The 24,424-nt window shown below is 51.4% G+C and carries 26 protein-coding genes and 1 tRNA gene; 3 read left to right on the forward strand and 24 right to left on the reverse strand.

What is annotated here, in order from left to right; all coding sequences use genetic code 11:
• From nuoK to ACT6RZ_RS05450, 18 genes are all read right to left on the reverse strand, one after another.
• Complete coding sequence (gene nuoK / locus ACT6RZ_RS05365; protein WP_055825950.1) at positions 1 to 306, reverse strand: NADH-quinone oxidoreductase subunit NuoK; 306 nt, start codon at positions 304 to 306, stop codon at positions 1 to 3.
• 2 nt (positions 307 to 308) lie between these two features.
• Positions 309 to 938, reverse strand: a complete 630-nt coding sequence (locus ACT6RZ_RS05370) for an NADH-quinone oxidoreductase subunit J (protein ID WP_444701150.1) — start codon at positions 936 to 938, stop codon at positions 309 to 311.
• A gap of 18 nt (positions 939 to 956) precedes the next feature.
• The gene (gene nuoI / locus ACT6RZ_RS05375; RefSeq protein WP_379030951.1) at positions 957 to 1,448 is read right to left on the reverse strand and encodes an NADH-quinone oxidoreductase subunit NuoI; all 492 of its coding nucleotides are present in this window, start codon (positions 1,446 to 1,448) and stop codon (positions 957 to 959) included.
• A 52-nt stretch (positions 1,449 to 1,500) separates the two neighbouring features.
• A complete protein-coding gene (nuoH, locus tag ACT6RZ_RS05380; RefSeq protein WP_444701151.1) occupies positions 1,501 to 2,529 on the reverse strand; it encodes an NADH-quinone oxidoreductase subunit NuoH in 1,029 nt (342 codons plus the stop codon).
• A 1-nt stretch (position 2,530) separates the two neighbouring features.
• Positions 2,531 to 4,963 carry an NADH-quinone oxidoreductase subunit NuoG gene (gene nuoG / locus ACT6RZ_RS05385; RefSeq protein WP_444701152.1) on the reverse strand — a complete coding sequence of 811 codons (2,433 nt, stop codon included), beginning with the start codon at positions 4,961 to 4,963 and terminating at the stop codon, positions 2,531 to 2,533.
• Positions 4,964 to 5,114: 151 nt separating this feature from the next.
• Positions 5,115 to 6,464, reverse strand: coding sequence for an NADH-quinone oxidoreductase subunit NuoF (gene nuoF, locus ACT6RZ_RS05390; protein ID WP_444701153.1), 1,350 nt, complete (start codon positions 6,462 to 6,464; stop codon positions 5,115 to 5,117).
• Positions 6,465 to 6,475: 11 nt separating this feature from the next.
• Positions 6,476 to 6,955: an NADH-quinone oxidoreductase subunit NuoE gene (gene nuoE, locus ACT6RZ_RS05395; RefSeq protein WP_444701154.1), complete on the reverse strand. Its 480-nt coding sequence runs from the start codon at positions 6,953 to 6,955 to the stop codon at positions 6,476 to 6,478.
• Between the two features lie 48 nt (positions 6,956 to 7,003).
• On the reverse strand, positions 7,004 to 8,257 hold the full coding sequence (locus tag ACT6RZ_RS05400) for an NADH-quinone oxidoreductase subunit D (protein ID WP_444701155.1): 1,254 nt from the start codon (positions 8,255 to 8,257) through the stop codon (positions 7,004 to 7,006).
• Between the two features lie 96 nt (positions 8,258 to 8,353).
• Entirely contained in the window at positions 8,354 to 8,950 is a 597-nt protein-coding gene (locus ACT6RZ_RS05405; protein ID WP_379056355.1) for an NADH-quinone oxidoreductase subunit C, read from the reverse strand.
• Positions 8,951 to 8,983: 33 nt separating this feature from the next.
• Positions 8,984 to 9,463, reverse strand: a complete 480-nt coding sequence (locus ACT6RZ_RS05410; RefSeq protein ID WP_055825969.1) for a NuoB/complex I 20 kDa subunit family protein — start codon at positions 9,461 to 9,463, stop codon at positions 8,984 to 8,986.
• 49 nt (positions 9,464 to 9,512) lie between these two features.
• On the reverse strand, positions 9,513 to 9,869 hold the full coding sequence (locus ACT6RZ_RS05415; RefSeq protein WP_444701156.1) for an NADH-quinone oxidoreductase subunit A: 357 nt from the start codon (positions 9,867 to 9,869) through the stop codon (positions 9,513 to 9,515).
• A 171-nt stretch (positions 9,870 to 10,040) separates the two neighbouring features.
• Positions 10,041 to 10,125 (reverse strand) — tRNA-Leu (locus ACT6RZ_RS05420).
• Positions 10,126 to 10,134: 9 nt separating this feature from the next.
• A complete protein-coding gene (secG, locus tag ACT6RZ_RS05425; RefSeq protein ID WP_444701157.1) occupies positions 10,135 to 10,479 on the reverse strand; it encodes a preprotein translocase subunit SecG in 345 nt (114 codons plus the stop codon).
• A 66-nt stretch (positions 10,480 to 10,545) separates the two neighbouring features.
• Entirely contained in the window at positions 10,546 to 11,328 is a 783-nt protein-coding gene (gene tpiA / locus ACT6RZ_RS05430; RefSeq protein ID WP_444701158.1) for a triose-phosphate isomerase, read from the reverse strand.
• A 114-nt stretch (positions 11,329 to 11,442) separates the two neighbouring features.
• On the reverse strand, positions 11,443 to 12,522 hold the full coding sequence (locus ACT6RZ_RS05435) for an alkene reductase (protein WP_444701159.1): 1,080 nt from the start codon (positions 12,520 to 12,522) through the stop codon (positions 11,443 to 11,445).
• Positions 12,523 to 12,621: 99 nt separating this feature from the next.
• Positions 12,622 to 13,194 carry a YceI family protein gene (locus tag ACT6RZ_RS05440; RefSeq protein ID WP_444701160.1) on the reverse strand — a complete coding sequence of 191 codons (573 nt, stop codon included), beginning with the start codon at positions 13,192 to 13,194 and terminating at the stop codon, positions 12,622 to 12,624.
• A gap of 40 nt (positions 13,195 to 13,234) precedes the next feature.
• A complete protein-coding gene (locus tag ACT6RZ_RS05445; RefSeq protein ID WP_444701161.1) occupies positions 13,235 to 13,807 on the reverse strand; it encodes a flavodoxin family protein in 573 nt (190 codons plus the stop codon).
• Positions 13,808 to 13,858: 51 nt separating this feature from the next.
• A complete protein-coding gene (locus ACT6RZ_RS05450) occupies positions 13,859 to 14,569 on the reverse strand; it encodes a pirin family protein (RefSeq protein WP_444701162.1) in 711 nt (236 codons plus the stop codon).
• 104 nt (positions 14,570 to 14,673) lie between these two features.
• Between ACT6RZ_RS05450 and ACT6RZ_RS05455 the strand changes: the two genes are divergently transcribed.
• The 3 genes from ACT6RZ_RS05455 to tadA are packed head-to-tail and all read left to right on the forward strand — an operon-like array spanning position 14,674 to position 16,553.
• Positions 14,674 to 15,591 (forward strand): LysR family transcriptional regulator, encoded by a 918-nt coding sequence (locus ACT6RZ_RS05455; RefSeq protein ID WP_444701163.1) that lies wholly within the window; start codon positions 14,674 to 14,676, stop codon positions 15,589 to 15,591.
• A 36-nt stretch (positions 15,592 to 15,627) separates the two neighbouring features.
• Positions 15,628 to 16,083, forward strand: a complete 456-nt coding sequence (locus ACT6RZ_RS05460) for a phosphate-starvation-inducible PsiE family protein (protein ID WP_442586854.1) — start codon at positions 15,628 to 15,630, stop codon at positions 16,081 to 16,083.
• A 5-nt stretch (positions 16,084 to 16,088) separates the two neighbouring features.
• On the forward strand, positions 16,089 to 16,553 hold the full coding sequence (tadA, locus tag ACT6RZ_RS05465) for a tRNA adenosine(34) deaminase TadA (protein ID WP_444701164.1): 465 nt from the start codon (positions 16,089 to 16,091) through the stop codon (positions 16,551 to 16,553).
• A gap of 86 nt (positions 16,554 to 16,639) precedes the next feature.
• Here the strand turns inward: tadA and ACT6RZ_RS05470 are convergent, their stop codons facing one another.
• From ACT6RZ_RS05470 to nagZ, 6 genes are all read right to left on the reverse strand, one after another.
• Positions 16,640 to 17,434, reverse strand: coding sequence for a PEP-CTERM sorting domain-containing protein (locus tag ACT6RZ_RS05470; RefSeq protein WP_444701165.1), 795 nt, complete (start codon positions 17,432 to 17,434; stop codon positions 16,640 to 16,642).
• Positions 17,435 to 17,533: 99 nt separating this feature from the next.
• Positions 17,534 to 18,394 (reverse strand): PEP-CTERM sorting domain-containing protein, encoded by an 861-nt coding sequence (locus ACT6RZ_RS05475; RefSeq protein WP_444701166.1) that lies wholly within the window; start codon positions 18,392 to 18,394, stop codon positions 17,534 to 17,536.
• Between the two features lie 389 nt (positions 18,395 to 18,783).
• Positions 18,784 to 21,396 (reverse strand): TonB-dependent receptor, encoded by a 2,613-nt coding sequence (locus tag ACT6RZ_RS05480; RefSeq protein ID WP_444701167.1) that lies wholly within the window; start codon positions 21,394 to 21,396, stop codon positions 18,784 to 18,786.
• Positions 21,397 to 21,589: 193 nt separating this feature from the next.
• The gene (locus ACT6RZ_RS05485) at positions 21,590 to 22,276 is read right to left on the reverse strand and encodes a Bax inhibitor-1 family protein (protein WP_444701168.1); all 687 of its coding nucleotides are present in this window, start codon (positions 22,274 to 22,276) and stop codon (positions 21,590 to 21,592) included.
• 118 nt (positions 22,277 to 22,394) lie between these two features.
• On the reverse strand, positions 22,395 to 23,294 hold the full coding sequence (locus tag ACT6RZ_RS05490) for an aspartyl/asparaginyl beta-hydroxylase domain-containing protein (RefSeq protein ID WP_444701169.1): 900 nt from the start codon (positions 23,292 to 23,294) through the stop codon (positions 22,395 to 22,397).
• Between the two features lie 83 nt (positions 23,295 to 23,377).
• Entirely contained in the window at positions 23,378 to 24,424 is a 1,047-nt protein-coding gene (gene nagZ / locus ACT6RZ_RS05495; RefSeq protein ID WP_444701170.1) for a beta-N-acetylhexosaminidase, read from the reverse strand.

Genomic DNA, 24,424 nt, shown 5'->3' on the forward strand with positions numbered 1-24,424 from the left:
TTAACCTTTTAACTGATCCAGATCATCAACATTGATGGTATGCAGATTACGGAACAGCACCACCAGGATGGCGAGGCCTATCGCTGATTCAGCCGCCGCGACCGTCAGTATGAAAAACACGAATACCTGGCCGGCAATATCATTGAGGTAATGCGAGAAGGCAATGAAATTCAGGTTCACCGCCAGCAGCATCAGCTCAATCGCCATCAGCAGGATAATGACGTTCTTGCGGTTGAGGAAGATACCGATCACGCTGATGGCAAACATCAGGGCACCCAGGATCAGGTAATGAGACAAGCCGACCATGATTATTTTTTCTCCTCTGGTGCCGGTGGTGGTTCTGGTGGCTCTACTTCAGCGGGCATAGACACAATGCGCAGCCTGTCGCTACGTTTCACTTTCACCTGCTCGGACGGGTTCATGGATTTGTTATCCTGGCGCTCGCGCAGCGTGAGTACGATGGCCGCGATCATGGCCACCAGCAACACCACGGCAGCCAGTTCGAATGGCAGCAGATAATCGGTATACAACACTTTGCCCAGTGCTGCGGTGTTACTGAAGCCATCAGGGGCGGTCACCGCCTGGCTGGGGTTAAGATTCTTTGCCGACAGCACGATTACCATCTCCGCCATCATCACCACGCCAAAGGTCAGTGCCAACGGCAGGTTAGACCAGAAGCCTTCACGCAGCTTGTCGATATTGATATCCAGCATCATCACCACAAACAGGAACAGCACCATCACCGCCCCCACATAGACCAGTATCAGCGCGATAGCGAGGAACTCCGCTTCCAGCAGCAGCCAGATACCAGCGGCGGTAAAAAAAGCCAATACCAGGAACAGCGCGGCATGCACCGGGTTGCGGGTAGTAATGACACGTATGCCGGAAAACAGCAGTATCGCTGCCAGCACATAAAAAACTATATCGGTGAATATCATGGATTTTCCTGTCCGCGCCTAGCGATAAGCCTTGTCCTGGGTACGATCGGCAGCGATCTCTGCCTCATATTTATCGCCGACTTCCAGCAACATTTCCTTGGTATATAACAGGTCACCGCGCTGTTCGCCGTGGTAATCGAATATACGCGTCTCGACGATGCTGTCCACCGGGCAGGATTCTTCGCAAAAGCCGCAGAAAATGCACTTGGTCAGGTCAATATCGTAACGGGTGGTACGGCGGCTGCCATCTTCACGCTGGTCTGATTCTATGGTGATCGCCATCGCCGGGCACACCGCTTCGCACAATTTGCAGGCGATGCAACGCTCTTCACCGTTAGGGTAACGGCGCAAGGCATGCAGACCACGAAAGCGGTTTGACTGCGGCGTACGCTCTTCCGGGTACTGGATAGTGATCTTCTTGGCAAAGAAATAGCGTCCGGTCAGGGCCATGCCTTTCAGCATCTCCCATAACATCAGACTGCCTAATGTATTTTTAATCGCGTTCAACATGGTAAGGTTTCTGTTATCCCTGTATGTGCATGGTCCAATAGGTGAATATCCATCAATGGAACAAGTAAGCCCACTGCGTTTGCATCATGGCGGCTACCACGACTATCCATACCAGTGTGATTGGAATAAATACTTTCCATCCCAGACGCATGATCTGGTCATAGCGGTAACGCGGGAAGGTCGCGCGGAACCATAAGAACATAAACAGCAGGAAAGCGACTTTGGCAAACAGCCACAGTATGCTGTCCGGCAGGAAAGGCAGTGGTGACAACCAGCCGCCCAGGAACATCAGCGCTGCCAGCATGGACACCAGTATCATATTGGCATATTCAGCCAGGAAGAACACCGCGAACGCCATGCCTGAATACTCGACATGGAAACCGGCCACGATCTCGGATTCACCTTCGGCCACGTCAAACGGAGCACGGTTGGTTTCGGCGACCGCGCTGATGAAATAGACGATGAACAAGGGGAACAAGGGAATAAAGTACCAGTGCCAGAAACCGCCCTCCTGCCCCATCACTATCTTGCCCAGGTTGAGCGAGTTGGCACACATGAGCACACCCACCAGCGTGAAACCCATGGCGATCTCGTATGACACGATCTGTGCGGCTGAACGCAGCGAGCCCAGAAAAGCGTATTTGGAGTTGGATGCCCAACCGGCGATAATCACACCGTAAACCGCCACTGAAGTCATGGCCAGGATATACAGCAAGCCGGCATCGATATTGGCTAATACCAGGGTCGCATCGAACGGGATCACCGCCCAGGCAGCAAAGGCCGGCGCTATGGTGAGTATTGGGCCTATAAAGAACAGCACCTTATTCGACGCGGTCGGCAGGATGATCTCTTTAAACAACAGTTTTAATGCATCTGCGATCGGTTGCAGCAAACCAAACGGGCCGACACGGTTAGGCCCTATGCGCACCTGCATAAAGCCGATCACCTTGCGCTCAAAATAGGTCAGGTAAGCGACGCACACCATCAAAGGCAGCACGATGGCCACGATTTTCACCAGCGTCCAGGTCACCAGTTGCACATCTGGCCAGTAGGAACCAAATAATTCAGCAAAGAATTGCATGTTATGCCATCTCGGTCAGTTGTTTTTCGTAGATCACCACCTGCTCGGCGGCTGCTTTTTCTATGGTGATATCACCCATCAGGTCACCCAGGCCCACGGTCAGCGGGTGTGCTGCGGCCACGCGTACGCAACCTTTGGCCACATGGTTATCCAGGCGCACCTTCAATACCGCGCTGCCCTTATCCTGACGCGCCACCACGATGTCGCCATCCTGCAAGCCCAGCTCGGCCAGCTGCTCACCATGCATGCGTGCCATAGGGCGGATGTTGTATTTGGTTTTCTGCAACGGTGCTGAACGACGTACGATAGGGTCAGACTCGTATTGCGGCACTTCACCTATGCGCTGCAGACCCAGTTTCTTGATATTGACCTGGATTTCAACCAGCTCTTTCAGGTTATTGTTCAGACTACGCCAGACCACGGCCGAAGGCTTCTCGCCATTGAAGACGGCATTTTTCACTTCTTCTGAACTGTTGTAGTCAAACCCTGGCAGGCCCAGGGTATTGGCCAGCACACGTAACACTTTCCAGCCCGGGCGGCACTCGCCTAAAGGACGCGTCACTGCCTGGAAGCTTTGTACCCGGCCTTCCATGCTCATAAAAGTACCCGAGGTCTCGGTGAACGGCGCGATAGGCAACAGGATATCGGCGTTTTCCAGAGCGGTAGACTTGTAGGCGGTCAACGCTACCACGCACTCCGCTTTTGCCATGGCCTCATTCGCCAATGCCGCGTGCTGGCAATCCAGTTCAGGTTCGATATTCAATAACAGGTAGGCCTTGCGTGGCACTTCCAGCATGGCGCGTGCATGCATGCCGGTGGCGCCAGGCATCACGCCTATCATGTGCATGCCGGTGCTGTTGGCCGCCGGCGGCAGGATACCGCCCTTGGCACCACTGATACCGCCTATCGCTTCTGCCATGCTGTACATTTCGGTAAAGCGCGGGTCGCTGAGCGCCATATTACCGAGGAAGATGCCGACTTTAGGCGCGATCAGGATCAGGTCTTCGCGGATACCGGCCAGGCTTTCCGCGATCTTTTGCGTGTTCGGACGTACCTGTATCTCTTCGAGTAACTTGTTCAGTGTCGGCGGCAGGCACAGCGACAACTTTTGCAGGCCGGACATGCCTTTGAGGATCTGCCCGAGCACGTTCACCATATCATTAGGACGCACGATCACTTTGTGGGCGATATCCATCAGCGGATCATTGTCCAGCGGGCTGACTATGCTCAGCTCGGCGCCATTGGCCACCGCCTTGCGGATGCGCTGTGCCAGCAGCGGGTGTTCGTTACGGATATTGGAGCCTATCAGCAGGATGCGGTCCAGCTCTTCGATCTCCTGGATATTGCAGCCCATCCATGGTGTACCTGTGCGCTTGCCATCCAGGCGGAAGTCAGTCTGGCGCAGGCGGTAATCGACGTTGCCACAAGCGAGGCCATCGGCCAGTTGCTTGATCAGGTAGCCCTCTTCCATGGTGCTGTTAGGTGAAACCAGTACTCCCAGCGCATCACCACCATATTGCTTGGTGATGTCCTTGAGCTGGCCGGCGGCGAATTCCAGCGCGGTTTTCCAGTCTGTCTCCTGCCACTGCCCGTTGTGCTTGATCATAGGCACTTTCAGGCGATCCGGGCTGTTCAGGCCTTCATAGGAGAAGCGGTCGCGGTCAGACAGCCAGCATTCATTGATAGATTCTTTTTCACGCGGCAGTATGCGCATGACTTTGTTGTCTTTAACGTGCACTTCAACATGTGAACCCAGGCCGTCATGCGGGGCGATAGAAGGCCTGCGCACCAGTTCCCAGCTACGCGCTGAATAACGGAACGGCTTGCTGGTCAGTGCGCCTACCGGGCACAGGTCAATGATGTTGCCACTAAGTTCGGAGTTGACTGATTGATCGACATAAGCGGTGATCTCGGCATGTTCACCACGGCCGACCAGACCCAGCTCCTGCATGCCACCGACTTCCTTGAGGAAGCGCACGCAACGGGTACACTGGATGCAGCGCGTCATATCGGTGCTGACCAGCGGGCCTATGTTTTTGTTGAAGACTACGCGTTTCTCTTCGGTGTAACGTGAACCTGAAGCGCCGTAAGCCACCGCGATATCCTGCAGATCACACTCGCCACCCTGGTCACAGATAGGGCAATCCAGCGGGTGGTTGATCAGCAAGAACTCCATCACGCTCTTTTGTGCTTCGACCGAGGCTTTGCTACGGGTGTAGATCTTCATGCCATCTGCCACTGGCGTCGCGCAGGCAGGCAATGGCTTATTGAATTTTTCCACCTGTACCAGGCACATGCGGCAGTTGGCGGCCACCGACAGCTTTTTGTGATAGCAGAAACGCGGGATGGCAATGCCTACCGCATCCGCAGCATCAATAATGGTGCTGCCGTGTTCGACCTCTAGTGGTTTGCCATCAATTTCGATATTTAGCATAGTTCCAGCACTGTATTATTCGTTACAAAACATATTGTTAAATGAGCGAGCGGGTGAAGGACAAGGCGCACGGCACGCAGAAACCGCAATGTACTGATGTACATGAGGATTTCGAGCACCGCGCAACGCAGTCATTCGCACGCGCAGCCATTTAACGACCGTCAATCATGGATTTACCATGCTGTATGTAGTACTCAAACTCCGGGCGGAAATGCTTGATAAAGCTCAGCACCGGCGTTGCCGCTGCATCTCCCAACGCACAAATGGTGCGGCCGGAAATGTTGTTGCTCAGATCGGTCAGCAGGTCCAGGTCTTCCATCTTGCCTTTGCCATCCACGATACGCTCAATGATGCGGTAGACCCAGCCGGTACCTTCACGGCATGGCGTACACTGGCCACAACTTTCTTCATAAAAGAAATAGCTCAGGCGCTTGAGTGTTTTCACCATGCAGGTGGTTTCATCCATGACTATCATGGAACCCGCTCCCAGGCTGGAACCGGCTTTGCTCAGGCCGTCGTAATCCATGGTGGCATTTTCAATGGCGCTGGCTGGCATCACCGCAGTAGAAGGTCCGCCAGGAATGACTGCCTTCAGTTGACGGTCTTTCCAGATACCGCCTGCCATTTCGAGCAGCTCTTTAAAAGGCGTGCCCATTTTGATCTCATAGTTGCCAGGTTTTTCAACATGGCCTGATACCGAGAATAACTTGCTGCCACCAGAGTTAGGCACGCCGAGGTCGGCAAACGCCTGGCCGCCGTGCTGCATGATCCACGGGATAGAGGTATAGCTCTCGGTATTGTTGACATTGGTCGGCTTGCCAAACACACCATAACTGGCGGGGAATGGCGGCTTGAAACGCGGCTGGCCTTTTTTGCCTTCTATCGATTCGATCAGCGCGGTCTCTTCACCACAGATATAGGCGCCGTAGCCGTGCACGGCATACAGATCAAAACTGAAACTGCTGCCGAACAGGTTTTCACCGAGGTAGCCCGCTTCGCGTGCTTCTGCCAGTGCGGCTTCAAAAATCTCGTAATCCTGCCAGATCTCACCGTGTATATAGTTGTAACCTACGCGTGCGCCCAGGGTATAGGCGGCGATCGCCATGCCTTCTATCAGCTGGTGCGGGTTATAGCGGATGATGTCGCGGTCTTTAAAGGTGCCGGGTTCGCCTTCATCGGTATTACAGACCAGGTATTTGGTGCCATCGTAATAACGTGGCATAAAGCTCCACTTGAGGCCGGTGGGGAAACCCGCACCACCGCGTCCGCGCAAGTTGGAGACTTTGATCTGACTGATGATTTCCGGGGCCTTGGTTTTTTCTGCCACCAGCCGTTTGAGCTGCACATAACCGCCCAGCTTTTCATACGTGGCCAGTGAAGCCGGGTTTTCTTCAGTCAGTGTGCGCAAGGTGACCAGCGTTTGCCCGGCCAGTTCGGTTTTCACCACTGCTGCCTGCTTGACTGGTGTCTGCTTGATTGGGTTAGTTGAAGTATTTGCCATTCACGCTTCCTTCAGCCCTTATTCAGCTCATTGATGAGCGCATCCACTTTTTCAGTGGTCAAAAATTCATGCATCTGGCTATTGTTGACATGCAGCAAGGGTGCACCGCCACAACAACCCATGCACTCGCCCTCTTTCAGACAGAATTTGCCGTCGGCGGTGACCTGATTAAAGCCGACACCGAGTTTATGTTGCAGGTGTTCAACGATCTCATCCGAGCCGCGCAGCATGCAGGATATATTGGTACAGATAGTGATCTTGTGCTCGCCTACCGGCTCCAGATCATACATATTGTAGAAAGTGGCCACTTCCAGGGCGGCGATCTCCGGGATGCGCAGGTACTTCGCCACTTCGGTGATGCTTTCCTTGGATAACCAGCCGCGTTCCATCTGCACAATACGCAAGGCTGACATCACTGCCGCCTGGCGCCTGTCTTTAGGATACTTGGACAGTTCGTACTCTATTTTCTCTATAGCTTCTGCACTTAACATGCTTGTACCTTAATCTCTTTTCGATCTGGGGCTGTCACGTCTATCCGGTTATCTATCGATCTCACCGAACACGATATCCTGTGTACCAATGATAGCCACCAGGTCGGCGATCATATGCCCTCTGGTCATCTCATCCAGCGCGGCCAGGTGCGCAAAACCCGGCGCCCGTATCTTCAGGCGATAAGGCTTGTTGGCACCATCTGAAACCATATAGATACCGAACTCACCCTTTGGATGCTCTATCGCGGCATAGGCTTCGCCTACCGGCACGTGGAAACCTTCGGTGAATAACTTGAAGTGGTGGATCAAGTCTTCCATATTGGTTTTCATGCCTTCGCGGTTAGGCGGCGCCACTTTGTTATCATCGGTGATGACAGGGCCGGGATTCACGCGCAGCCAGTCTATACATTGTTTGATGATGCGGTTGGACTGGCGCATTTCTTCCACGCGCACCAGGTAGCGGTCATAACAGTCGCCATTGACGCCCAGCGGGATATCGAAATCCATTTTGTCATAGACTTCATACGGCTGTTTCTTGCGCAGATCCCAGGCGATGCCGGAACCGCGCAGCATGGCGCCGGTAAGCCCCAGCGCCAACGCACGCTCAGGTGTCACCACGCCTATGCCCACCGTACGCTGCTTCCAGATACGGTTATCTGTCAGCAGGGTCTCGTATTCATCGACATAAGTGGGAAAGCGGTTGCAAAAATCTTCAATGAAATCAAGCATGGAACCCTGGCGGTTCTCATTCAGTTTGTTGATCTCGGCGGCACTGCGGAACTTGGTGGTCTCGTGCTGCGGCATTTTTTCCGGCAGGTCACGGTAAACACCACCCGGGCGGTAATAGGCCGCATGCATACGCGCGCCAGAAACGGCCTCATAGACATCGAACAGGTCTTCACGCTCACGGAAGGCATACAGGAACACGGTCATCGCCCCTACATCCAGCGCATGCGCACCCAGCCATAACAGGTGATTGAGGATACGGGTGATCTCGTCAAACATGACGCGGATATACTGCGCGCGTACCGGCACTGCCAGCCCCAGCATCTTTTCGATCGCCATCACATAGGCATGCTCGTTGGCCATCATGGACACATAATCCAGCCTGTCCATATAAGGCACGCTCTGCAGATAAGTGCGGTTCTCAGCCAACTTTTCGGTGGCCCGGTGCAACAAGCCTATATGCGGGTCTGCACGCTGTATCACCTCACCATCCAGCTCCAGCACCAAACGCAACACACCATGCGCCGCAGGGTGCTGCGGGCCAAAGTTCATGGTGTAATTCTTAATTTCTGCCATAGCTAGCAAGCCCCAAACATGCAATATTCAGCCAAAGCAAAGGCAGAACTTTGAAAAGAGAATGAATGACTGTGATGGTATGCAACGGTTAAACGATTAACCATGATGCTTTCCTTCATCACGAATCAGGCGCGGCACATTGTTACGCGGATCTATAGACACTGGTTGATAAACCACACGCTGCTGCACCGGGTCATAACGCATTTCCACATTACCTATCATGGGGAAATCTTTACGGAACGGATGGCCGACAAAACCGTAGTCTGTCAGCAAGCGGCGTAGATCTGGATGGTTCTCAAACATCAGGCCATACAGGTCAAACGCTTCACGCTCGAACCAGTTAGCCACCGGCCAGACATCGACCAGGGTAGGAAAAACAGGAAAATCATCGTCGGTGGCAAACGCGCGTATGCGCACACGCTGGTTCAAACCAACGGATAAAAGATGCAGCACCACGGCAAAGCGCGGGCCTTCCCAACGGCCATCAGCATAATCGGAATAATCCACCCCACACAGATCGATCAATTGCTCGAACCTGAGTTCGGCATGGGTCTTCAATTTATCAGCCACTGCCAGCAAGTGTTTCACATGCACTTCTACCGTGATCTCGCCCAGCTTCTGCTCCAGCTTTACCACGCCATCACCCAGGGCTAACTTGAGCTGTGCGGACAAATGTTCTAGTTTTGCGGACATAGTGTGGTTTCTTGGGCTGGTTATTTGTTGGCGTCAGGTTCTGGCGATGGTATTGGTACGTTTGATTTTTTTCTGCAGCTGGATGATGCCGTACAACAGTGCTTCGGCGGTGGGCGGGCAACCAGGCACATAGACATCGACCGGCACGATACGGTCACAACCGCGTACTACCGCATAAGAGTAATGGTAATAGCCGCCACCATTGGCACAGCTACCCATGGAGATCACCCAGCGTGGCTCTGCCATCTGGTCATAGACTTTACGCAGGGCCGGGGCCATTTTGTTCACCAGTGTGCCGGCGACTATCATGACATCCGATTGACGCGGGCTGGGGCGGAAAACAATGCCGAAACGGTCCAGGTCGTAACGCGCTGCACCAGCATGCATCATTTCAACCGCGCAACAGGCCAGACCGAAGGTCATAGGCCATAAAGAACCCGTACGCGTGTAATTGATCACCGTATCCAGGGTGGTGGTGACAAAGCCTTTTTCCAGTACGCCTTCAATGCTCATAGCATGTACCCCATTCCCATCAACTGTATTCTTCCTGGTCTCATTACAGCTAGTCCCATTCCAGAGCACCCTTCATCCACTCGAAGATAAAGCCGACCACCAGTACAAACAAGAACACCATCATGGCCCAGAAACCGGCAGCACCGATTTCCTGGATGACGATAGCCCAGGGGAAGAGAAACGCGATTTCGAGATCAAACAGGATAAACAGAATGGCAACCAGGTAGTAGCGCACGTCAAACTTCATACGCGCATCTTCAAACGCTTCAAAGCCGCATTCATAAGGAGAGTTTTTTTCCGCATCAGGCCGGTGCGGAGAGACAAGTTTACCGGCGATAAGCGGTCCCAGGCCAACGCCCAAGCCCACCAGGGTAAACATTAAAATCGGGAAATAATTTTCTAACACTGATTTGCCTTAATCGATCATGTTAACAAGTCATTTCACTGCAAACCAAAACGGCCTGACAAGCACACACGAAACACGCCCAAGCAAACTATCCCAAACAGCCAGCGCCGCTAAAATGTCATCAACCCTGCAATCAGAACACAATCACAGCCAGATCACACATGACGTCACTGGTGCCGTCGGCGAGACTCGAACTCGCACAACTTTCGTCACTACCCCCTCAAGATAGCGTGTCTACCAATTCCACCACGACGGCTTAAAAAAACTAGTTTGGAATATCTTTGGGTGTATTTTCAACCGGCTGAGCGGGTTTAACCGCTTCGCCTTTGGCCGGAGCCTGTTGTGTCAACGGGGATTTAACCACGCTGCCAGAACCCGCTTTATGACTGGACATAAATGCCAGCGTCAAACTGGTTGCAAAAAATACTGTAATAAAAATCGATGTCAGCTTACTGAGCAAATTGGAAGAGCCGGAAACCCCAAACAGACTACCTGAGGCACCACTTCCGAACGCTGCACCCATGTCAGCGCCTTTGCCGTGCTGTAATAAGACCAGGCCAATCACTGAAGCAGCTGCCAACACATGAATGACGAGAATGACGTTTTCCATAATCCTTTAATCCGATAAATGAATAACAATTGCGCTTGTGGCACTTTTGTTATTTAGCTAGAGGTACTATTTTACAGGGACGGCCTGACATATTTTTATAAATTGCTCTACATCTAATGAGCAACGGCCGACCAGCGCACCATCTATTTCCTTCTGATTTAATAATTGTACCGCATTTTGTGGATTTACGCTGCCCCCGTAAAGGATTTTTAACGAGGCCGAGGCTGATTTATCGGCACTTGCCACCGTGTCACGGATAAACTGGTGCATGGCGACAGCCTGCTCTGCAGTGGCAGCCAGGCCGGTACCTATCGCCCAGATCGGCTCGTAAGAAACGATAGCACCGGCAAATGCCTCGCCACCAAACAGGCGGATAATGGTTTCCAGTTGCTTGCCGACCACCCGCTCCATCACGCCGGCTTCGCGCTCCAGCAGGGTTTCACCTACACACAGGATAGGTGTCAGGCCGTGGCGTTTGGCGACCATCATTTTTTCAGCAATATTCTCATCCGACTCACAATAGGCGGTGCTGCGCTCGGAATGGCCTATGATCACATAGTGCGCGCCAAAATCCTGCAACATGCTGGCACCGACTTCGCCGGTGTAAGCACCCTGCTCGAATTTGGCCAGGTTCTGCGCACCCCAACCCAGCCTGGTTGACGACAGCAATGACTGCGCCTGAGGCAGATACGGGTAAGGCACACAGACCACGACATCGGTTTGCGGCAACGATTGCAAGCCTTGCAGATAGCCTTGTATCAACGCCTGGTTCAGCGCCAGGCTGCCATGCATCTTCCAGTTGGCGACAACTAATTTATTGCTAGAGGTGGTTGAATCAGGTTGGGACATGCAGAAAATTAACTCACAGTGTACAGAGCATCAGCTCAATTGAATTTGCTTTGCGCGAATTCTACGCCCGCACACTGTGAGCGACAAGCCCGGTCGGCAAAAACCCGGAAAAAACTAAGCGGTTAAAAACGGATAATCGGTATAACCCTGCTCGTTGCCGCCATAGAAGGATGCAGAATCGGCTTCATTCAATGGGGCATCTTTGGCATAACGTGCCACCAGGTCAGGGTTGGCGATAAACGGTACGCCATAAGCGACCGCATCGGCATGCCCGCTGGCGATCACCGCATTGCCACGTGCTTTATCGTAACTCAGGTTGGCGATGTAGCCGTTTTTAAACTGTTTACGCAGCGCATCAAAATCAAACGGCTCAGACTCGCCACCGCCATGAATGCCGCCTTCAACCGCATGCAAATAAGCCAGGTCGAACTGGTTCAAGGCCTGGGCGACATAGTTGAATGTCTGCTGTGGCTGGCTGTCCTTCATATCGTTAAACGGGTTGACTGGCGAGATACGTACGCCGACCTTGTCCGCACCTATGGTATCCACCACTGCCTGCACCACTTCCAGCAACAAACGCGCACGGTTTTCCAGTGAGCCACCATAGGCATCCTGCCTGTGGTTACTGCCATCGCGTAAAAACTGGTCCAGCAGGTAACCGTTGGCGGCATGCACTTCCACCCCATCAAAGCCGGCGGCGATCGCGCAACGCGTGGCATGCACGTAGTCTTGCACGATGATGGGCAGCTCATCCAGTTCCAGCGCGCGCGGGGTGACGTAATCCTGCAGACCCTGATAGGTGAAAGCCTGGCCAGCCGGCTTGATCGCCGATGGCGCTACCGGTTGCGCCTGGTTAGGCAGCAGGCTGGGGTGCGAGATACGCCCCACATGCCATAACTGGATCACGATCTTGCCACCCTGGGCATGCACGGCATCAGTCACTTCTTTCCAGCCGGCGATCTGCGCGTCAGTATAAATGCCAGGCAACGCCGGGTAACCATGTGCCATAGGCGTGATCGGTGTCGCTTCGGTAATGATCAGGCCTGCTGTGGCGCGCTGCTCGTAATAGGTCACGTTAATGGCTTGTGGCACACCGCCCTCGCCTGCACGATTGCGCGTAAGCGGTGCCATCACGACACGATTCTTCAAGCTGATAGCACCTAGCTTTGCCGGGGAAAATAAATCCAATGCCATACCATTCTCCATGTTTATATTTTCAAGAAACTTTTAAACGACAATACGGAGCGTGGCACAGCAATGCCAGGCATCCGTATCTGTTTGTATCGATAACCGCTATTTGGCTTTGACGCCTTCGATCAGCAAGGTGACTTCGATCTCGTCACCTACCGGCGCATTGGCACCAGTGGCCCAGCCATAGCCGTAATCAGACGCTTTCAAGGTGACATGGCCTTCAAAACCGGCACGCTGGCCGCCCCATGGGTCAGCGCCGTAGCCCAGTACGCGCACCGGGATATCCACCAGTTTGGTCACGCCATGAATCGTCAGTTTACCTTGCAAAATGGCCTGATTCTGGTTGGAAGCAGTGATCTTGGTGCTTTCAAACTGGATCTGGGTGTATTTGGCCACATCCAGGTATTTATCGGCCTTGATATGCTCATCGCGCTTGGCGAAACCGGTGTTGACACTGGCGACATTAATGGTCGCCTTGACTGTCGCCGAATTCAAATTGGCCGGGTCCAGCGTGATCACGCCGGTCACATCATTAAAAGTGCCGGATGTTTTGGCAACCACGTGGCGGATACTGAAGTTGGCAAAACTGTGCGAGGCATCAATATTGTAGGTTTCAGTGGCGGCCCAGGCCTGAGAGGCAGCCAGCATGCTGATGGCCAGGAATACTTTTTTCATTTATTTCTCCTTATTGGTTTTGGATATTGGTTTTGGATCATTATTTAGTGACAGAAAATCGTTTGGCGATAGCTGCAACGCGCTCACCCAAATGCTCGGCGGTCAGCAGATCACTTGGAATGGGGCCGAATTCAGGGCCCTGATCAGCATTGGCCTGTGCCATTGCGCCCATAAAGCCGCCCAGACGGTTTAAATCGTTGACCGAGCCCTTGCTGTTATTGTTCCCCGGCAATAAGTCTTGCCCTACCCATATCATGCCATGCTGTGCGGCAAACACCGCCAACTGTATCAGGGTATTCAGCTTGTCGCCGCTTTGGCTGGCAGAGGTGGTGAAACCGGCAGCGATCTTATCCTGCCACTCGCGTACATACCATTTCTCCGAACTGGCCTCCATAAAAGCCTTAAAAGCAGCGGCGGCAGAACCCATATAAGTCGGGCTGCCGAAAATAATGGCATCACTGGCTTTTAGCACATCCCACTGTTGCTGGGCCTGTTCCACTGTCAAAAGATGCAGGCTGACGCCGGCTACCTTTTCTACACCGCGCGCCACCGCTTTGGCCTGCTCTGCGGTATGCCCATAACCACTGTGATATACGATAGAAACTTGTGTCATTTTTGTACTCCCTCAATTAAAGTCGATAATAGCAAAGTCGTTAATAGCAATTTATTCAGCATTGCCAGGCAGGTCAAACCACAATACTTCACTCACTGCCTGCGCGCGCATCTCCAGCCGGGTCGCGCTGTCTATCTTGAGCGCATCGCCAGTCACCAGGCGCTGGCCGTCTATCTCCACCTCGCCACGCGCTACATGCATATAGGCGCTACGGCCTTCGCTGACTTCCAGCGGCAAACTGTGGCCTGCTTCCAGCACTGTGGCACAGAGTGTCACATCCTGATGTACTTTTAATGAACCATCCCATGCATCGGGAGAGGCGATCAATGCCCAGCGATTCAATTTGCTGGCGACAGGAATGGTTTTTTCCTCATAACCCGGCGCCAGATTCAATGTCGCAGGCGTGATCCATATCTGCAACAAATGCGCGGTGGTCTTATCAGAGGCATTCATCTCGCTATGCCGCACACCAGTGCCCGCTGTCATGCGCTGCACATCGCCAGCGCGTATGACTGAGCCGTTACCCATGCTATCGGTATGGCGCAACTCGCCTTCCAGCATATAGGTGATGATCTCCATATCCTGGTGACCATGCATGCCAAAGCCTTTGCCAGCGGCGACTTTGTCGTCATTGATAACGCGCAACACCGAAAACCCCATATGTTCTGGGTCGTAATAGCTGGAAAAAGAGAAACTGTGAAAGCTTTCCAGCCAGCCATGGTTGGCGTAACCACGTGTATTTGAAGGGCGAATGTTCAACATTTATTCACTCCGTTTGAAAGATTAAATGTATGATAAAAAAACACTAACCTGATTGATAGCAAAACATTTTGCATCAGTCATTCAATTTTTTTGATTAAGAACTTATGAGCATCAAACTCAGCCTGGAAGCGCTGGAAGTCATAGACATGATAGACCGCAAAGGCAGCTTTGCGGCAGCGGCAGAAGCCTTGTACCGAGTGCCTTCGGCATTGACTTACACCGTACGCAAACTGGAAGAGGATCTGGGCATAGAGTTGTTTGACCGCAGCGGCCATCGCGCCACCCTGACGCAAGCCGGTGCGGAGTTGCTCAAAGAAGGCCGTTATTTGCTGGATGCCGCGCAAACGCTGGAGTGTCGGGTGCGCAGAATAGCGACCGGCGTTGAAACGGATATCACCATCGCCATCAGCGACCTGTTTGACTTTGCAGCTATCTTCGATCTGCTGCAATCGTTCTACCAGCAGGGTTTTGGCACCCGCGTCAAACTTTTGCGCGAAGTTTACGGTGGCAGCTGGGATGCCCTGCAAAGCAATCGTGCCGATATCTCTATAGGCGCACCGGGTGATTCGCCGCCTGGCAATGGTTTTGGCACGCATTTGCTCGGGCAACTGGAGTTTGTGTTCGCGATGGCGCCACATCACCCTCTGGCAGCCGTGCCCGAGCCACTGAACGCGAATGATATCGTGCAACACAGGGTAGTCGCCGCGGCCGACAGTTCACGCAACCTGCCGCCACGCACTTCCGGCATACTCACCGGCCAGGACACCCTCACGGTACCCGACATGCGCACCAAACTCCAGGCGCAGGTCTCCGGCATCGCCATCGGCTATTTACCCAGACAAATGGCGCAATCGGCTGCCGATCAAGGCCTGCTGCTGATCAAACAAGTGGCTGAACCCAAGCCAGTGGCGCCGACTTTCATCGCCTGGCGCCAGCAACGTCCGGCCGACATGGGCAAAGCCATGCAGTGGCTGATCAAACAACTCTCGCAACTGACACTGGAGCAATTGCTGAGCAAATGATTTATCATTTCATCTGCATAGTCTGATGGAAGCGCCATGTCCCAAGAACAACTACCAGAAGAATTCGAACCGCTCAACCGCATCGCCATCAAGGCCATGTTATGGCTGAATGGCCTGGCCCACATCATCATAGGCCTGGCACTCGCCATCTCGGTGATCATGTTCACCTGGCTATTCTTTATCGATGTCAAGGAAGCCGCCTCGACCAACACACTGGTGCACGGTTTTTTACGTGCACTGGGCACACTGATGCTGCTGTGGTCTATCTCAGCATTGATCTCGGCCGAGATCCGCTACCTGCGCGGCCACAAACTGCTGGTAGAGACCTTTGTCGAAGTGGTCCTGGTCATGTTCCTGCGCAAACTGATCGTGTTACCCGTGCAAGACGCGACACCGACCTATCAGGAGATAGGCATCTGGCTGGCAGGCGCTTTCACCATGAGCCTGGTATATATCCTGATCCGCCTGGCCGATAAACCCAGCAGCAAATAAATCGCATGCAAGATCAGGATTACATGCGCATGGCCATTGCGCTCGCACAAGAAGCTGCCAGCCTGGGTGAAGTGCCGGTGGGTGCAGTGCTTGTTAAAAATGGAACAGTGATAGGCCGCGGCCGAAACGCCCCCATCAGTCTCAACGACCCCACCGCACATGCAGAGATCCAGGCCATGCGTGAAGCGGCTACCCATTTGGGTAACTACCGCCTGGTGGATTGCACCCTGTATGTCACGCTGGAACCCTGTGCCATGTGCAGCGGCGCCATCCAGCATGCGCGTATCGCCCGCCTGGTCTATGGTGCCAGCGACGCCAAAACCGGCTGTTGCGGCAGTGTGATCGACCTGATGGCAGAACCCAGACTCAATCATCATTGTGCAGTGACGGCTGGCGTGAGCGCTGAGGAGTGTGGAACGCTGCTGAGTAGTTTCTTTAAACAACGGCGGCTTGAGAAAAGCAAAACTTAAACAGCCATGGCTTAAAGCAGACACAGTGAATAAACAAAAAAATAAACCCGCCGATGGCGGGTTTATTTTTCACTGCTTAAAGTAAATCAAGCAGATTTACGACGGCGAGCAATAGTACCGATCAGAGCCAGACCAGCCATCATCATGGCGTATGATTCAGCTTCAGGAACCATAGTCACAGCAAAGCCGCTCAAGAACATATCCTGACGGATACGGCCACCTTCTGATGTAGATGCGCCCTGAACGATATGTACAGCATTTGAAACCAATGAGTATTTAAAGTTATCAGCACTGACGCTCAGCAGATACAAACCACTGTTTGGGTTATCTTCGCCTATGCTGACATCTGTACGGATAGCGATCTTATCCAGATCCAGATAGCCACCATTGGCAGCAGTCGTTGCGCTGTAAGTGCCTGGAACATAGTCAGAGCGTGATGGATCACGCAAGCGGTAACCATCTTCAGCACCACTATATACACCTGAAGCAAACGTCCACGCTGCAGATACTGATGCTACGTCAGCAAAGCCACTACGTACGATAGAGTTGATCTCGGTAATACCATTGGTGTTGTTATCAAGCTGGAAGTAGCTGCCCAAGATATAAGAGTTGGTTGAGCTATCCAACCATACTGTATCGATGAAAGACCCTACTGCATTTCCATTTGTTGGAGAATAGACAGTAGATGTGATGCTGTTCAGTTGTGTCCAGGAAGTTGGAAGACCACTAATGAAAAAAGCATCGGTAGTCTCATTATTTGTACTACCAGGTGTACGCTCGCCTGTATTCAGGACAGTTGTGAACGCACCCGCATACGCGCTGGATGCAGCAAATGATAATGCTACCACTGCCAAAGATTGTTTTAAGATTGTTGAATTCATTGTATGATTTCCTCACTAATTGAAAAGTTAATTTAACTGGCGGGATAGCATTTGCTTCCCGCTCTTTTTTTCATGGCTTGTAGTTTTAGCTTTTGACTATTACTTGTTTTTGCGGCGACGTGCAGTCACGCCCAGTACGCCGAAACCAGCCAGCATCAATGCATAAGTGTCAGCTTCAGGTACCGCTGCCGCTGCAACAGCAACATAACCATTCAGGAAGCCACCAACGACTGCCTGGCCTTCTTCACCTGCCTGGTAATAGCCGATCGCGTTCGAACCAAGGCCATAATTTACCGCATCGGTTTTCACCAGATACAAGCCAGACCAAGGGTTGCCTTCACTCACACTGATATCCGCTTTTTGACGTACGATGCCATCAGTAAAACTGACAGAAGGGTCATAAGAATGGTCTATCGTTTGACCAGCCTGGTACATTCTCAGATCATAATCAGATAAAAATGCCCATGCCGTAGATGGATTGGCACCAGCACCCTGACGGTACAAGTAATTGATTTCCTGATCGTTATCAACAACGTTCAAATAGCGCGTACCGAAAACCAGTTTGCCGTCAACGCTATCACGGTATACAAAATCAAAGATGGTTCCTTGAGCGACACCTGGCAATAAAGTGACATTCGTCGTTGCACGCCAATCCAGCAAAGTCAGCGTTCCAAATACCGTGCTAGCCGGTGAACCGGTCGTAAAAGCCCTGTAATTCAAAGAGGTCGCAACCACACCATTTTCTGAGTTGTATCCATAACCAGCCAGATAGGTTGTCGAGTCCAGATTCTCAATATAGAACTTGTCTGCATTTAAGCTGTTGGCACCATTGATCAAACCACCATTGGCTAATGACAGATTAGTGCCGTTACCATTGGTCAGTGATACGAACTGCCCTGCATTTGCAGCACTTGCTCCAAACGCCAATAAACTTGCGATTACCGCTACTTTTAACTTCATCCATATTCTCCTTAAAATTCCAGCATTTAATTAGTAATTACCGGCATCCCTCTGTTTCCAGATACGAGATGTAACTGCTCCATAAGCGGAAGATTTTTATATGCCATTACAGGCTATGACAGTTGCCTAGTGATTCGCAAAAGATATGCCAAGAAAAATCCGCGAACATAACAGCAGGAGAAGAATTATTTAACTGATTGTTTACAATGAATTTTTTATGAATCAGCGTACAAATATTTACGTGAATGAACGTAAGCAAGCAAAAAAATGGAGCTTGTCATTAATGAGTTGCAATTAATTTGGTTTATATGAACCGTAGACTGGTTAATTTAAGCCACCAATAAAAAAGCCGATATGAGATATCGGCTTAATGTCAGAAACTAAACAATCTAGTCTTTAAAAGCTTTATTTTTCCAATCCCAGTCCAGTGAAAGTCCTATCCATAATGCCCTTGGAGCCCCGGGGCCTATAAAGGTGGTGTTATTCCAGGCGTTAGTGTTGGTTTGGAAATTGCCAGCGGCATTGAATGGATTGCGCCCTAAAGCACCAGCTGTCGCATACTCCCGGTCAAAAATGTTATCCAGCTTTAAAAATCCATTCACTCCGGGCCTGAATCTGTAATTTGCGCGCAGATTAAACACTGCATAGCCTGATGTAGACCCATCGCCTATATAGTTATAACGCTCTGTCCCAATGGCTGCGCGCGGCTGATGTTCGTTGTTCTCGTTGCCACGTACAAAGGCTGAGGAATGCATGACCATTGATAATGTCGCATTGAATTTGTCAGTAAATCTGTGGCTCCAGTTGGCTTGTATGATGTGGTTAGGCATGCCCGGAATATCGTCGCCGGATTTAACGTCGACAAACGCTTGAGCACCATTCCCGGCCACAGTTTGTGCATTGGTACTATTGGCATCATTGATGATGCGTGAAGAAGACTCGAAAGTGGCGGCCATAAATGTGTAATTCAGGCTGAATTTATCTTTATCAAAATCCCCTTTTAATCCAAATTCCAGCCCCTCGCGCATGGTTCTGCCAAAGTTATTGAACACGCCTCGATTCTTGCGTCCCAGTGGCACAAACAAGATATCATCCGTGATCTCGGTCCTGAAGTAGCCCACATTCCAGTCCCATGGCCCATTCTCCCCACGCAGACCAGTTTCATATGCTGTAGAACGTATCTGTTTTAAATAGGGATCTGATGATAAAGAAGTGGGGATGGAACAACCGAACTGGTAATTTGTACTGCCGGGTGCATTACTTTTTGTTGGGTCATTGGCGCAGCCCAACTCAATAACGGTTGGTGTTCTGGCACCCCGGCTAACGTTGGCATAGGTAGCAAGATTTTCTTTAATCTCCCAGGTGACACCTGCCGAAGGGTTGAAACTGCGATAATCATAATCCCCTTTACTACAAGCGAACCTGCCCCGCGTCGGGCTCACATCACCAGGGACCAGGCACTTTTGCCTGGCAGGCGTCAGGTCATTATTGGTGAAATTGTAAAACTCCTTACCCGTGTCAGAAATCAAGGTATTTTTAACATTCGACAAGTTCAATCTTGCGCCTAAACTGATATGTAAATTATCAGTCGGTGACCATGTATCAAACACAAAAGAGCTTTTTGTTTTGCTACTGCCATCCAGGTCATTTCTGAGAATAGTCATATAGGCCGGGAAAAATCCAAAATTACCAAATACCGGGTCTGTGACTATAGTAGTAGAGTGGTCGCTATCGCTTATTTGACCCAGGCGTTGTGACTGCTGGAAACTGACCTCATTCTGGTCTAAAGACACACCAGTGACCAGTTGATGCTTGCCAAAATCAAATGCCGCCTGCAGGGTAAAACCATCGCTGGATTGATTAAGATTCGAATAATTGAAAATACCGTTGATTTTGCCAGCATCAACCACACCATCACCGTTCACATCATCACCCCAGGCCGAGATCATCGCCCGGTAAGCATCATAAACATCAGCACCGATTGCGGCCTGATCCACTTTTCGTTTATATGCCATGCCGGATAAAGTAATGTTATCGGTGACATACCAGCTGCCACTCAAGTTATAGTGTTCCAATGAGTTCTTGACTGCATCTGGCGAAGTGAACACCTGACTTCTGTCTTGCGCCGCCATTTCAAAAGGAATCATGCCATTGCCGACCAGCGAGGTATCGACATTCAACAGCGTGAGATTGAGTTCTGCCTTGTCAAAACGCAATGTAGCCTTATTGAACAATTGCCGAACATTACTCGGTGAATTATCACGCCAGCCATCCTCTTTAAAGTGGTTGTAGGCTGTAAACAGGCCAAAGCGCCCATTATTGAAACCATTAGACAATTGGAATTGGTCTCTGCCCCATGAGCCCGTCAGATACTGAGTACGAAGAAAGTTATCTGAAAAGCCGTCTTTTGTTCTGATAGCCAACGCCCCGCCTATCGTATTCAAGCCAAATAATGGATTGGAACCGGGTATCAGATTAAGACTGGAGATCGCATTCATGGGGATCAGATCCCAGTTCACTACTTCGCCAAATGCCTCATTGATACGAACACCATCCATATACACAGAAATACCTTGCGGCGTGCCTATGGCTGGCGAAGCAGTAAAGCCGCGAAAATTCAAATCTTGCTGAAACGGGTTGCCGGCATAATCGTTGATAGTGACTGACTGCATATTGCCATTCATGAACTCGGTGATATTCAGCGCCTTTGTCTCTTCTATCTCTTTGGCTGTCGCGCTTTGAATATTGGTCGTGGCAGTCGCTTTATCGATAGGCACACCTGGCAGAGGCGTAATGATACGGCTACGCTTGGCCTTGATCTCGATCTCGTCCAGTTGGATCGTGGTATTTGAATCGGCCGCTTTTGTATTGTTATTTGCAGGCTCATCATTCACTTCAGCAGCAGTAGACACGCATGAATAAGCTGCCAGGAACAACGCAGATTTTAATTTTTTGTTTATCACTTCACTTCCCCCATTGCGGAGGAGGATTGCAAAAATCAAACCATGTCAGTTATATATTTTTTATCAATATAATCATGCACTTGCACTCTTAATACAACATTACAATCCATTATTCTGGTTGCATTAAACCAGCCTGGTTGCAAACAGCCTTAAAAAATAAATGCATGCGCAAAATGGTTGTAGACATAAAAAAACCCGCCGGAGCGGGTTGTTTTAACTGGCTGAGAATCGATTAATCGCGGTTGCCCAGCAAAGCCAGCAAGATGTTCAACAAGTTAACGAACAGGTTATAAACATCCAGGTACAGGCTCAGGGTCGCCATCACATAATTGGTCTGGCCGCCACGTACGATCTGGTTCACGTCATACAGGATGTAGCCAGAGAAGATCAGTACAGAAACGCCTGAAATAGCCAGTGACAATGCCGGGATCTGGAAATACATATTTGCCAGACCAGCGACGATCGCCAGGATCAAACCTATAAACAGGAATTTGCCTATGCCGCTGAAATCACGGGCCGGGGATGAACCGATACCAGCCAGAGTCAGGAAGGTGATGCCGGTACCGGCTGCAGCCAAACCAACGATCTCGGCACCATTACTCAAATGCAATGCGAACTGGAGGATAGGGCCCAGCATGATACCGAAGGCAAACGTCATGGCCAGCAACAACCAGACACCTATGCTGCTATTCTGGTTGATGGAGATCAGTTTGAACATACCGAACATCACGGCCAAAAAGCCGATCGCGAATATAAACGGATGCGCTGCCAAAAAGCCGAAATTCATTTGCAGCCCGACATAAGCACCGATCACGGTAGGCACCATGCTCAAGCCGAGCAAGGCGTATGTGTTACGCAACACGCGGTTCTGCGTATCGGATAAACTGCCTTCACGACCTAAAACTTGCATATCTGACATAATATTTTCTTCCTCTCAAATAAAACGTTATTACTTTTAACTTTCAACAACTAAGATAAGGGTAAACGCACAAAGTTTCAAGTTTAATCATCACTTTTAGCTGATTTATCCCTAAATGCTAGATCTTCCAGATGGCATATACGGCCAATGCGATCAGAGCTATACGTGTGGCCTGGTATAGCGTTTTGTTCCAGCGTTTAAAACGTCTACGGTATTGACCCACTACCCAGGCGTAGTGGAACAGGCGATTGATGACACCGGTCTGGTCGCCCTCTTCGTTAGGCGAACTGGCGGCTGTCACTATGGTGTTTGCCAGAAAGCGGTTCACCGCCTGTGCCCAGCCATAACGCATGGGGCGCTCTATATCGCAAAACAGGATGATGCGGGTCTGATCGGTTTTGTTATAGGCTTCATGGATATAGGTCTCGTCAAACATGATGGCCTGCCCGTCGCGCCAGCTGTAATCCTCGCCATCGACCTTGATATAGCACAGGTCATTATTCGGTGTAGTCAGCCCCAGGTGATAGCGCAATGAGCCCGCATAGGGGTCGCGATGCGGATTCAGGTGTGCACCTGGCGGCAACTCGGCGAACATGGCGGCTTTAACGCTGGGGATACTCTGCAGCAAAGCCACTGTTTGCGGGCAGTAAAGCCTGGCCGAAGGGTGTTCGGCGTCATACCATTTCAGATAAAAACGCTTCCAGCCGGTTTTAAAGAATGAGTTGAACCCGGCATCATTATTGTTTTTGGCCGCTGCAATGCGCTCCTGGTCGCGTACATGCAGCGCTTCTTTCAGGATATCCTGCCAGCGGTCACTGATGACTTTCAATTCAGGGAATTCACTGACCTGCACATAGGGCGTGGTCGGTGCTTTGGAGAACAGGTATAGAAACACATTGAACGGCGAAACGATGCCGGAGTGGTCGAATATTTGCCGGTAAAAACGGTGCCGCACTTTGCCGCGAAAGTGCACATAGCTGACAGATGCTAAAAATACCCCTAATACGATCCATTTCATAGCGATTACCGATGATTGAGTCTGAAAATATTAGTTATTATTAAGCACCGAGCTTACTTTATCCTGAACTGTTTAGAAAGTACTCAGGCAAATAAATCTGCTTCCTTCAAGCCGACCAGCGCGACCCGCTTCACAGCATCGACATAATCCGCCGATTCACGCAGTGCGATCATATCCGCCGGGTGGTGCGCACCGTGCATACGTGCCAGTCGCGCGATGGTTTGTGCTGAAATGCTCCAGGTCAGGTTTTGCAGCAACTCGTCCGCCAGATCCGGGCGATTGCACAACAACACCATATCGCAGCCGGCATTGAGTGCCGCCAGCGTACGTGCCGTCACATCGCCAGCCACGGTGGCGCCTTCCATGCTTAAATCGTCGCTAAAGATCACGCCGTTAAAACCCAGGCGCTCGCGTAATACTTTTTGTAACCAGCGTGGCGAAAAGCCGGCCGGTTTTTCATCGACTTTAGGGTAGATGACGTGTGCTGGCATGATGGCGTGCAGGCCTTCATCTATCATCTGGCGGAAAGGCTGCATATCGTTTTGCGCGATCTGGTCAAACTCGCGCTCATCGACAGGGATACTGACATGCGAATCGGCCACCACAAAGCCATGCCCGGGAAAATGCTTGCCCACTGCCGCCATGCCCCCTTTTTTCAGGCCCTGCATCAGACTGAATGCCAGCTCATTGATGGCCTGCGGGTCGCGATGGAAGGCACGGTCACCGATCACCAGGCTATCGCCGTAATCCATATCCAGCACCGGGGTAAAACTGAAATCAACGCCATGAGCGCGCAACTCGGCCGCCAGGATATAGCCAGCCTCAACCGCCAGCTCTTTCGCCTTGCGCGGGTTCTTGTCCCAGATATGCCCGAACTCACGCATGGGCGGGATCTTAGTGAACCCTTCACGGAAGCGTTGCACGCGCCCGCCTTCGTGATCCACCGCGATCAGCAAGGGCGGCTGGCGCACGGCATGGATGCTGGCGGTGAGCGCCTTGAGCTGCTCGCCACTTTCAAAGTTACGCGCAAACAGGATCACACCACCGACTAGCGGATGTTGCAAACGGCGGATATCTTGGTCAGTTAACTCTTTGCCGACCACATCCAGCATCACGGGACCTAAAGACAT

Source organism: Methylophilus sp. (assembly GCF_052437885.1).
In the GTDB taxonomy this organism is placed as follows: Bacteria; Pseudomonadota; Gammaproteobacteria; order Burkholderiales; family Methylophilaceae; genus Methylophilus.